Genomic DNA, 11,118 nt, shown 5'->3' with positions numbered 1-11,118 from the left:
CCCGCTCCGCCAGCAAAACGTCCTCGCCCAGCGGCGAGACCACCCGCAAAACCCGGCCCGCCTGAACAAAATCCGAGGCCGAAATCCCCCCATCCGCATCCATCGCCATCAAAACCTGCCGAATGAAACGCTGCGTTGTCCGTCAGAGCGATAAGTTGATCCCTCCGCAAAAATAACAAGTCAAACAGATGATATTTTCGCCTGATCGATCGGATGGTGATCATGGCGCGTCGGTGCGGGCCGGGCGCAAGCGCAATCCCCCTGTGAAGGAGAAAGCGAGCGAAGCGGTTTCCTCACGCGGCATCGCCGCGGAGGATCGCTGCGGCGATGTCCGATGAACACCATCGCAGCCAACCAAACGATCGCCGTCAGGCAAAACCGCCGGCGGTGCACCGGACGATCAATTCGTTCGCCATTTCTAAGTTGAGACATGGTGCGGGTGGTCGGACTCGAACCGACACTCTGTCACCAGAAACGGATTTTGAGTCCGTCGCGTCTACCAATTCCGCCACACCCGCATGCCCCGCGACCGACACCATCGGATCGCGCGACCATCATGCCGGCTTCCATGGCATAAGGATCGCCCGTTCGTCCAGAACCTTTGTGCCGATGGCGGGCCAGAATTCAGCGCTTTGGCAGTGTGGCGCCGCGCCTCATCCGAAAAAGATCCGCGATGATGATCGCCCCCTCCCCGGCTTGTGAGACCGGTGACGGCCTGCTGCGGCATTATCGCGATCATCCGGTGCCCGCCCCCTCCGGTTGCTTTGTCTGAGCGTCCTTCCCGCCGCGCCGCGCCGGCAGATGACCGGCCCTGCGGCAGATTCGCCCCATCGTGTTTTCTATCCTTGCGAAGGATACGAGGCTGACGATCCATCGCCCCGGGCGGTGCCGCTTTGGGGATTGCCATTCGCCGACCTTCCGCCTAAGCGGAACCCTAAAAGGCTCGACCGACTTTCTCGCCGACCAAGCCCGGGACCCGCGATCGTTCATGCTTCGCCGCCTCTATGACTGGGTCATGTCGCTCGCCGCGACCCGCCACGCCGAACGCGCGCTTGCCGCCATCGCCTTTATCGAAAGCTCGGTATTTCCGATCCCCCCGGATGTGCTGATCATTCCGATGGTGATCGCCGAGCGGCGCAAATGGATCCGCATCGCCGCGATCGCCACCGTCGGCTCCGTCCTCGGAGCGTTTCTCGGCTATGCCATTGGCGCCGTGTTCTTCGATGTCATCGGCCGACCGATCTTGCAGTTCTATGGCAAGGCGGACGCCTTCGCGGAGCTGACGGCCAAATACAATGCATGGGGCGGCTGGGCGGTGCTGTTCGCGGCGTTGACGCCGTTTCCCTACAAGGTGCTCACCATCTTCTCCGGAGTGAGCGGACTCAATCTGATCGTCTTCACGCTCGTCTCGATCGTCGGGCGCGGCGCGCGCTTCTTCCTCATCGCCTTCCTGCTCAATCGCTACGGCGCACCGATCCAAGGCTTCATCGAGAAGAATCTCGGCCTGCTCGTCACACTCTTCATGATCCTGTTGATCGGCGGCTTCGTCGCGGTCCGCTATCTTTTCTGAGGGTTTTCGCCCATGTCCATGCTCGACCTCGCTCGTCGGCCGACCGGCTTTCGCCAAGTGCTCGCATCAAGCTTCCTCTTGATCGGCATGACGATCACCGTCGGCTCGGCGCTGCTGTTCCAATATGTCGGCGGCTACATCCCCTGCGCGCTCTGCCTGAAGGAACGCCTTCCCTATTACGTCGCCGTGCCGATCGCCCTCGTCGCTTTCGTCCTCGCCGCCGGCCGCGCGCCGGCGCCGATCACCCGCGGGCTGATTCTGTTGATCGGCGTGATCATGCTGATTTCGGTGGCGCTCGGCGTCTATCACGCCGGCGTCGAGTGGCACTTCTGGCCGGGCCCGACGGGCTGCTCCCAGGTCGGCGGCGGCGATCTGTCGTCGGGCAATTTGCTTGCCGATATCGACGCGGTGCATCCGCCCTCCTGCGACGCGGCGGCCGGGCGCTTCATCGGCATTTCCTTTGCCGGCTGGAACGCCATCGTCTCGGCCCTGTTTGCCGCCATCGGCCTGCGCAGCGCATTCGCCAAGGCCGATCGTTTCTCCTGATCTCCGGATCGCGAGGCTCGGGGCGGCTTAACCCGGCTGCGGCCGCGCCGGCGCCGCCTTGCGGAAGGCCATCGCGGCGGCGGCGGCATAGCCGCCCATCGCGCCATCGACGAAATGCACGTGATCACTGCGGCTTGCCGCCGGCACGAAGCAGGTCATCAACGCCGCGTCCTGCCGGTGCAGACCGCCATGGATGATGCCGGCAGCTTCGGCGTCGCTCATCCGCTCGGCGATGCTGTCAGCCACCTGCGGCGAGCAATCCAAGGTCAGCCGCAAACCGTCGTCGAATTTGCGAAAATCGGTATTTTGCACCAGCGTCGCCCGGTAGCGCGCCGGATCGAAGGCGCCGACCTTGATCCCGAAGGTAAAGATCAGATGGGAGAGAAGGGAGCGGACAAAGATCACGACCATCGCCAGCCACAACGGCTGGCCGGAGCGCGCCGCCGTCGCCCGCGCCTCAACCAACAGACCGCTTGTCGGCCAGGACATCACCGGCCCGCTCTCGGGCACCGGGCGCCCGGCCTCGTCGATCCCGCCGGCGAGCGCCAAGATCTCGGCGGCCACAGCGGAAAAGTCGGCGACTGCGACGTTTGGCGCCGGCAATGCAATGACCGACAGGATCACGCCGTGGCGGGCCGGGATTGGCGCGAAACGGCAGATCAGCCCGCTGAGATTGGGGCGCGCGGCCTCCCCTTCCGCCGGCTGCAAAGCATAGTCGCCGAGCTTCATCCGCGCTTCGGCATAGGCCAGCCCGCCTCCAGAAAACATCGTATAGGAGACATCCGGCGAGGCCGCAAATCGGGCGACCGCCACATCCCGGCCGGTCGCACGGACGGCATCGACGGTGAGCGCGGCAATCCGCAGGTGAAAGCCGAAGGCCTCGCGCGCCCAGCCCGCCACGGCGGACAGTGCCTGGCGTCCCATCGGGGCAAGCTCCGGCGGCAGGGCAAAGCCGGCACCGTCCCCGGCGAAAACGAAGGGAAAGTCGCGTTGCGGAATCTCGTTGGCGATGGCCGCGATCACCGCCGCCGCGACGGTGTTCACCGCCTTGTAATGCCCCGCATCGACGGCGTCGGTGGACCGCTCGATATCGGCAAGCCCAACCAGCCAATCCCCCGGAAGCGGATGATAGACGGCGGGATCGGCCAGTCGGGCGAAATCGGTCTCGACCGGCAGCGCTTCGAACAGCGTCAGGGCGTCGTCGGCGCTACCGCCCACCGATGCCGCGAGCGACCGCGATGGGCTCTGTATCTGTGCTGACGCCATGTTCAAGTCCCGCCCTGGTTGCGCAGCGCGATCGCCGTCCCCGATCCCAGCCCCGTCGCAGATTCCGCGATGCGATCATGCTTGCCGGCGACATTCTATCACCTTCGCCTCAATCGCGCCGCCGCCCGCAGATCAGCGGCCGGATCAAAGACCGCGGCCTGACAACGGCGTCGGAGCGCCCCAAAGCGCTCAGCGGCGAGAGACGGCCTGCTTCTCTTTACGGGTCTTCGGCTTCAGCCGTTGGAAGACGCCACGAAGCCCCGTGAGCGGCTTGACGATCGAATACAGTCGGTCGACGGCGCGGTTCGTGCCATCCTGACGAGACGCCAGAACCTCGCAGGCAACCAGCGCGATCTCGCGCGGATCAAGGTCGGGAAACCGAGCGGTGATCGCATCGAGCGGCGAAGCGGCACGCAAGGTGTCCATCTCGATCCGGCCGGAGCGCGCCATCAGGCGCAACACGATCTGCTCGAACGTCCAGTCGTGATCGTGAAACAGCTTCCAGCGCTCGGACCGATCGGCTGAAAAGCCGGCGAGAACCAGCCGGATATCAGGACAACGCTCGGCGAGCCAAATCGCGAGAGCAAAGCCGGTCGTCGGCACGGACTCCTCCGGGTAAAAGCCGGCAAAATGATCGGACAGATCGATGCGCCCCACCGGCCGTGCGCCAAAATTATGCGCCGCGCTGAAGCGTTCGGCAGGGACCGCCTTGAGATTGAGAATACCGTTGAACCCGGCCCCGGCAAAATAGCCGCAGACCGTGTCGACCTCGCGGCGATAGACGATGTTCGCCCCCGCGACGCTCGAGCGCGCGACCAACAGACTCGAGCCGGTAAAGGGTGCCGAGAGGACCTTGTAGACCTTGTTGAAGAAGACGAAGAGGACATCCTCGCCAAACCGGGCGCGCAGCGCTTCGACATTCGCGGTTTCGCTGTTCGCGACGAAAACGACGGTGCGGTGGCCGGCGAAAAAGGCCGCCCAGCCGTTCAGGTCGTCGGGCAATTCAGTCATGGTGTCCTCAACGAAAAAGCCGGCCGCACAGACGAGGGCGGCCGGCAAAACCTCGACGGGACGGCGGCAAACCGCCCCGCCCGACGCAGCGCACCGTCAGAGCCGCTGCTGAACGAAGAGTGTGCGCTCGCGAGCGGCAAACCACTCGTCGGAATAGTCGTCGTTCTTGTAGTCTTCGAAATAGGGCCCGCCATCGGTGAAGTGCACGGTCTTGGCGTCGGCATTGTGGTCATATTCATTGACCAGCCAGTTCCACGTTGCCGGGATCTCGCCGATCAGATCGTCATTCTCCAGCCATTTGAACTGGTGCAGCTTCAGGCCGTTGGCGGTGTTGACGTATTCCAGCGTCAGCGCCCGGCACTTGGCGTTGTTGAACAGGATGACACTCGACCAGTTCTTCTTCTCATATTTGGTCTGGGTCTGGCCGAGAAACTTGGTCTCGATCTTCGGCACATAGTCGTGCTTGACGCACATCGCGGCGTAGCGGTCGTCGCGCAGCTTCCACAATTCGGCGATGTCGGCCCGCATCAGCATGTCGCAATCCATGAACAGGCTCCAGCCTTCGAAGTTGCTGAGCGCCGGCACCAGGAAGCGCGAAAAGGAAAATTCCGTCGACTGCAGATTGTTGCGCTCGCGGGCAAAGACGCCTTCGAGGTTTGTCAGAACCAGCGGCGAAAACGCCACCGGCATGGAGGCATTTTCGAGGATACTTTGCGCAAGGACGTGATAGGCGATCACCTCCTTGGTATCGAAACCGATGAAAACACGAGCGATATCGATAGGCATGGACCGCTTCCCTTTTCATTTGCGCCTGCTCTACCAAGAACCGTGGGTGACTTGAAGCGCGGCATGGCCAGACGCCGACCGCAGGATGTGACGATGCCGTGGCCACGCGTGACGAAGGGTTATCCGAAGGCTGACCGTCGCGGCTTTGCGCTGGATCAAGGCGCGGCGTGCTTGGCGCGGACGACGGTCCGATGGTATCATCCTATCGGTCCGCCATAACACGACGATTGCGAAAGCGACGAGCCCGCCAGTTGCGTATCATTTCCCTGACAACGATCCCGCCACGGTTTTCCTTGATCGGGCCGACGCTCGACAGTCTTTCAAGACAACGCGGCAAGGTCGACGAAATTCGGCTGACCATCCCCAAACACTACCGCCGTTTTCCCGAATGGGACGGATCGCCACCGCACGTTCCCGACCGGATTACGATCGTCCGCCCGGAAGAGGATCTCGGGCCGGCCTCGAAAGTGCTTTTCGCCGCGCGCGACCTCAAGGGCGAGAATGCGCAAATTCTGTTTTGTGATGATGACGTCCTTTACCGCCCGGACTGGGCTGAACGTCTCTTCGATGCGCAAGACAAGCGGCCAAACGAGTGCGTCGCCTTGGCGGGTAAGCTCGCGAAAAAAGGCGGAACACGCACGGCCACAGGGCTACCGGCACCACGTCGCCGCGCGTCGAACACCGATCTCGAATACCGCCTGAGAAAACTACGGCACGTCGTGAAAAATCTCGGCAAGACCCGCGTCTCCTCGCCGCCAGAACGGCGGGTGATTGCTCGGGCCGGCCATGTCGATGTGTTCCAGGGCGTCGGCGGCGTCGTCGTCAAGCCAGAGTTCTTCGACGACAGGGCTTATGAAATCCCGCCGGTGCTGTGGACCGTGGATGACTTCTGGCTCTCCGGCATGCTCGCGGTGAACGGCGTGCCGATCTTCGTCCCCGCGGATCTCTATCGTCCGACACCATCGCAAGCCTGCTCGATCGACGCGCTGAAGGACTTCCGATCAGAAGGCTTCCGTCGCGGCGAAGCCAACCGTGCCTGCATTCGCTATATGCAGGAGACCTTCGGCATCTGGCGGGGTTAGCGGCAACGCATGGCTGACACTGGTTTTTGCAGCCCCGACAGTCTATCGAGCGCAGCAAACGCGATGCCGCAACGGAGCCGTTGATGGATCTGCCCCATCCGATCGTGATCAAGAAAAAGCGTCACTCGCTGCTGATGCGCTGGCGGATCGAGCGCGTGGTCCGCCAGGTCATGGCCAAAGAGACGAGCCATCGTGACGCCTTCGACGCCTTCCGGCACACGATGGGGGGAACGCTGCCGAGTGGCGGCGGAACGCCGGTCGTCCTCGCCGCCTGCAACGAGCTCTATTACTGGGAATTCGCCCGGACCCTGATCCAGTCAATCGAACGGCTCGGCGCGCCGGAGCGCGTCCACCTGCATCTCTGCGAACCGTCCAGGGAGGCGCTCGACGACGTCGCGGCGCTCGCCGCCTCGCTCTCGGCAGTGGCTCTGACCTTCACCTTCGACGACGGCAGCACGGCCCAGCAGCCGGCCTATCCGACCATCCAATATGCCGCCGTGCGCTTCCTCGTCGCGCCGATGATTCTGGCCTCCACCTCCTCGACGGTTCTCTGCCTCGACGTCGACGGCATCGCCCACCGGCCGGTCACGTCGGCCCTCGCCGACATCGCCGGGCAAGCGGACGTACTGCTGATCCGGCGACCGGACGAAAAGTCCGTCCGCCGGGTTCTTGCCAGCGCGCTGGCGATCCAGCCGGGCGAAGCGGGCATTCGCTTCGCCGACCGGCTCGGCCGGGCCATCGCAGCGATCCTGAGCCTGCGCCCGCGCTACCATGTCGACCAGATCGCCATCGTTCAGATCAGCGAGGCGATGGAGGCGAGGGGCGAGCTGGCGACAGCACAGATGCCGCAATCCTTCGCCGACCACGATTTCGCCGAGGATTCGGTGATCTGGACCGCCAAGAGCTGGCAGCGCAAGAACTCCGAAGCTTTCATGCGCGCCAAGAGTGCGGTAACCGGCACCCTCGAAGCCAGCTAGAGTGCATCCAACGTCGAAAATGCCAGAGTTCGCCCCTTCCCAATTCGTCGCCACCCAGAAGCGATGGCTGAAACCTTTGGGCATCGTTGATCGGCCGTGGCTGATTCTCGGCTCCGCCCCCGATCCGACGATTCCCGACGGCATCCTGGCCACCCATGCGCGGATCGACATCAACAATGTCGGCCGCACCGCGCAGGCCATGGGCCTCGGCCAGGCAGACCTGACTGTGCGGGCAAAGAAGAAGTCCTGGGAGGAGCATCCACACATCGACACACGAATGCTCCTTTGGATCCACACCGTCCCCGCCCTCGTCCTGCCACTCCTTTTGATCGGCAAGCCCTACGACCACATCGGCAGGGTCCGGCCGCTGCGCCGGCGCGACCGCGAGAACGTGGTGCTCGAGGTCAGCGGCGTACCGCTCGAAGGCTTCGGCGATCTCGGCAAGGTCACCAACGGCGTCGCTATGGCCTGCTACGGCCTGCTTCTCGGGGTGCCGGAGATCGTTTTGTCCGGCATTTCCCTCTCCAAGGTCGGCCATTCCTACGATCAGCTCGGCCGACGCCGCCGGCAGGTGGACGAGGACCGGGCGGTGCTGACCGCGCTTGCGCCCGAACCGCGGCTGTCGACCAGCGAGGCGGATCTCGCGGCCGAATCCGGCATCCGCCTGTGGAGCCCGTCGTGACGGCGGAGACGACCCCGCTCTTCCACGTCTGGACGGTCAGCGAGGTCAAGGCCGGCACCCTCACCCAATGCCTCGGCGTTGCCCGCTTCATCGACCCGGAACCGCATGTGATCACGGTGCGCAGAAAGGTCTCCTGGCGGAATCCGCCATTCTCTCCGCTTCGAGACCTGGCCTCGCGGAGGCCCCCGGACATCATCATCTCCTGCGGAGGCAAGGCTCACAGCCACACGATCCTGCTTGCGCGGCTTTGTCGGAAGCGCCCCTTGACGGTCCATCTCGCCAAGCCATTGCCGGCCTATGAAGATCGCTACGATCTTGCTTTCATTTCCCGCCACGACTGGATGGCGGGGCGACATGACAGGCCGAATTTCCATCCCGTCGTCGGTGTCCCACACCGCATCGATCCCGAGGAAATCACGGCAAGGCGAAGCGAGGCGCGAGCCCGCTACGCGGTCTGCGAGCGTCCGGTCGCGACGCTTCTTGCCGGGGGGCCGAACAGGGTGTATCTTTACGACGAAAGCACGATTGATCGGCTCTTGACGGCCGTCCGGGCGCTAGCAGGCGATGGGTGGAGAGTTCTGATATGCACCTCGCGTCGCTCTCCCTCCTCACTCCAGCAAACGCTTGCCGCATTGGCCGATGATCGGATCGTGGTCTGGGATTGCGTCGGCGAAAATCCCTTCCGGGACTATCTGGCGGCGGCTGACGCGTTGATCGTGACCAAAGACTCCATCACCATGACCTGCGAGGCACTCGCGACCGGAAAGCCCGTCTACAGCTTCGATCTAGCTCACGGCCGAGAGAACGCCCATCTCGAAAAGTTCGAGCGATTTCATGCGGACATGTCCGACAGTCTCGGCCTGACCAGACGCTTCGAGGGATCGCTCGCGCCATACGCCTACGAGCCACCGCTTGAGTCGCGCCGGATCGCCGCGATCGTGCAGCGAATAGCGCTGCAGACAAGGGCAAACGGCAAAGGCGAGGTCACGCGTTGAGCGTCGGCGAAGCGATGGCTGCGAGCTCAGTGCAGTAATGGAGACCACGATGACGGATAGTCATCCGATCGAGATCGAAAACGGTCACCATTCGCTGTTGATGCAATGGCGGATCGCCCGCTGCGTCGATCGCATCATTGCGGACGACACCGCTCATGCCAAGCCTTTCGCGGCGATCGAGCAGTCCATCACTGGCCAGTTGCCGGTCGGCGCGGGTAAGCCGATTCTCCTTGCCGCATGCAACGACCATTACTACTGGGAGTTTGCCCGAACGATGCTACGATCGATCGAGCTTCAGGGGCAAGCCGAGCGCTTTCACATCCACCTGTGCGCCCCGTCGGACGAGGTACTGGCCGACGTTTGCGCTCTCCCCCAGACCCTGGCGAACGTGGACCTCAGCATCACGTGGGATGAGGGGTATGGACAGAGCCTGCCCCATCACCCGGCGATTTACTATACCAGCGCGCGCTTCCTGCTGGCGCCGCTGATTCTCGATGCGACACGATCGCCCCTGCTCTGTCTCGACATCGACGGCATCGCGCGGCGCCCCGTCTCCGCAGCCTATCAGACAGTGCGCGAAGGAGTCGATGCGCTGCTCATCAAGAGGCCGGAGAAGCGCAACGCTTCGCGCAAGGTCCTGGCAAGCGCGGTCGGCTTCAACCCGACCGCCAACGGTCTGCGCTTCGCCGAGCGATTGTCGCGGGCGCTCGCGGCATCGCTCCACATGAGGCCGCGCTACCACGTCGACCAGATCGTCCTGCATCGCATCGTCGAGAAGCTCGAATCGCAATTGCAACTGACGACAGCGCAGATGCCCCAATCCTTCGCCGATCATGACTTTCGGGCAGACTCCGCAATCTGGACGGCCAAAGGATGGAAGCGCAAGAATGGCGAAACATACCGGCTGGAAGTAGCTCGGATCGATGCTGTCATGGCTGAGCGAGATCGGGGAAGCTGACGACAGCTCAGCCAATCACTCGTCCTTTTCACACCCCTCATAGCCATGTGATTGATGAAGATTCTCAACACTCCCATCGTCAAGCGTCCCACGCGAAACGACGCTACAATTCCTCCCGCGTTCAGGCACACAGTTGCATTCAATCAAAAATGGCTCGATGCTCATCGACTGGGCGGACACCCTTGGTTCATCCTCGGATCGGCCCCCAATCCTTCAATGCCCGAGACATTGCCGGAGGACTGCATCCATGCGTACGTGAAGTTCGCGGGTCGCGGCGCGAAGCGCCACGGTTTCCCAGATGCAGACGTCACTCTCGCGACGTCGTGGGACGAAGCTCGCTGGGCAGACCTGAACATCTCTCGCGTATTGCGTGTGCGCAACAAGTCATCTTGGAAAGTCTTCGCGAAGCGACTTAAAGTCAAGCCCTCCGACAATGAGTGCGATCTGTTGAGTCACGAGCGCGACGACTACGTGCTGAAAGCGATGCGCTCGCGCTTTCGCGGCGTCGGAGAGCATGTGAGGCCGTCGAGCGCCCTGACGATGATCGCCTTCGCGATCGTCCATCAGATCCCTGAGATCATCATCACCGGCATCTCTCTCGACCAGACCGGCCATGAGTACAACGACCTCAATTCTCAGCGTAAACATGCGCCTGAGGACCGGGCCGCTTTGGAAGCGGTCGCCGCTTTTCACCCTCATGTTTCGACCACCGAATCAAGCCTCGCCGCCGCAACAGGTCTGCCGCTCTATCAGCCGTAGGCGCTGAAACTGACAGCCCGAAACGCAGTTCGTCCGCAGCTGCTTTCACCGAGACCTGTCGAAGTCACTCGGCCTAACGCGACCGTTCGAGGGTAGGCTCTACATCTATCGGTATGGGAGCACCCGACAAATCGCGCCGGATCGCCGGGGTCATCCGGGAAGCGATGGCTTGGCGGGGTAAGCAGCGCACGCTTCGTGGCGTGAAGCGCGCATCCGGACCATTTCGCGCCCTTCGCGGTCCCCGGGCGAAAGCGTGTCAGTGTGCAATGGCACTCAACGCAAAACGGGCCCGCAAGGGGCCCGTTCGCGTCTTTCTCAAAAAAATCAGTCGGCACTGATCTGCATCCGCGCTCAAACGGCGCTTACTCGACGATCGAGGCGACGATGCCGGCGCCGACGGTGCGGCCGCCTTCGCGGATAGCGAAGCGCAGCTTTTCTTCCATCGCGATCGGCACGATCAGCGCCACGTCCATGGTCACGTTGTCG

At 63.0% G+C, this 11,118-nt stretch carries 12 protein-coding genes, 1 tRNA gene and 1 pseudogene; 8 read left to right on the top strand and 6 right to left on the bottom strand.

Features of this window, described 5'->3' with window-relative positions:
* Positions 1–224, bottom strand: a pseudogene (locus J1C48_RS18405) (hypothetical protein); the annotation flags it as partial.
* A gap of 207 nt (positions 225–431) precedes the next feature.
* Positions 432–518: transfer RNA gene (locus tag J1C48_RS18400), tRNA-Leu, on the bottom strand.
* Positions 519–988: 470 nt separating this feature from the next.
* Between J1C48_RS18400 and J1C48_RS18395 the strand changes: the two genes are divergently transcribed.
* Positions 989–1,570, top strand: coding sequence for a YqaA family protein (locus tag J1C48_RS18395; protein ID WP_207259464.1), 582 nt, complete (start codon positions 989–991; stop codon positions 1,568–1,570).
* A gap of 12 nt (positions 1,571–1,582) precedes the next feature.
* A complete protein-coding gene (locus tag J1C48_RS18390) occupies positions 1,583–2,116 on the top strand; it encodes a disulfide bond formation protein B (RefSeq protein ID WP_207259463.1) in 534 nt (177 codons plus the stop codon).
* Between the two features lie 27 nt (positions 2,117–2,143).
* Here J1C48_RS18390 and J1C48_RS18385 read toward each other — a convergent pair whose 3' ends face one another.
* The 3 genes from J1C48_RS18385 to J1C48_RS18375 form a co-directional block, all read right to left on the bottom strand.
* A complete protein-coding gene (locus J1C48_RS18385) occupies positions 2,144–3,382 on the bottom strand; it encodes a DUF3095 domain-containing protein (RefSeq protein ID WP_207259462.1) in 1,239 nt (412 codons plus the stop codon).
* A gap of 189 nt (positions 3,383–3,571) precedes the next feature.
* The gene (locus J1C48_RS18380; RefSeq protein ID WP_207259461.1) at positions 3,572–4,393 is read right to left on the bottom strand and encodes a 3-deoxy-manno-octulosonate cytidylyltransferase; all 822 of its coding nucleotides are present in this window, start codon (positions 4,391–4,393) and stop codon (positions 3,572–3,574) included.
* Positions 4,394–4,489: 96 nt separating this feature from the next.
* Entirely contained in the window at positions 4,490–5,179 is a 690-nt protein-coding gene (locus J1C48_RS18375) for a glycosyltransferase family protein (RefSeq protein WP_207259460.1), read from the bottom strand.
* A gap of 167 nt (positions 5,180–5,346) precedes the next feature.
* On the opposite strand from J1C48_RS18375, the gene J1C48_RS18370 reads away from it, so the two are divergent.
* From J1C48_RS18370 to J1C48_RS18345, 6 genes are all read left to right on the top strand, one after another.
* Positions 5,347–6,261, top strand: a complete 915-nt coding sequence (locus J1C48_RS18370; protein WP_343217712.1) for a glycosyltransferase family A protein — start codon at positions 5,347–5,349, stop codon at positions 6,259–6,261.
* 83 nt (positions 6,262–6,344) lie between these two features.
* Entirely contained in the window at positions 6,345–7,238 is an 894-nt protein-coding gene (locus tag J1C48_RS18365; RefSeq protein WP_207259459.1) for a hypothetical protein, read from the top strand.
* 19 nt (positions 7,239–7,257) lie between these two features.
* A complete protein-coding gene (locus J1C48_RS18360) occupies positions 7,258–7,920 on the top strand; it encodes a hypothetical protein (protein ID WP_207259458.1) in 663 nt (220 codons plus the stop codon).
* The gene (locus tag J1C48_RS18355; RefSeq protein ID WP_343217711.1) at positions 7,905–8,915 is read left to right on the top strand and encodes a mitochondrial fission ELM1 family protein; all 1,011 of its coding nucleotides are present in this window, start codon (positions 7,905–7,907) and stop codon (positions 8,913–8,915) included. The genes J1C48_RS18360 and J1C48_RS18355 overlap by 16 nt, the downstream gene beginning before the upstream one ends.
* A gap of 49 nt (positions 8,916–8,964) precedes the next feature.
* Positions 8,965–9,873, top strand: coding sequence for a hypothetical protein (locus J1C48_RS18350; RefSeq protein ID WP_207259456.1), 909 nt, complete (start codon positions 8,965–8,967; stop codon positions 9,871–9,873).
* 54 nt (positions 9,874–9,927) lie between these two features.
* The gene (locus tag J1C48_RS18345) at positions 9,928–10,632 is read left to right on the top strand and encodes a hypothetical protein (RefSeq protein WP_207259455.1); all 705 of its coding nucleotides are present in this window, start codon (positions 9,928–9,930) and stop codon (positions 10,630–10,632) included.
* Between the two features lie 362 nt (positions 10,633–10,994).
* On the opposite strand, the gene J1C48_RS18340 is transcribed toward J1C48_RS18345, so the two are convergent.
* A partial coding sequence (locus J1C48_RS18340; protein WP_484825357.1) for an EF-Tu C-terminal domain-related protein occupies positions 10,995–11,118 on the bottom strand: 124 nt, incomplete at its 5' end.

The organism is Jiella flava, assembly GCF_017349315.1.
GTDB classification, from domain to species: Bacteria; Pseudomonadota; Alphaproteobacteria; order Rhizobiales; family Rhizobiaceae; genus Jiella; species Jiella flava.
Note: the sequence above shows the minus strand (reverse complement) of the source record. Positions and strands in the feature narration are given on the sequence as shown.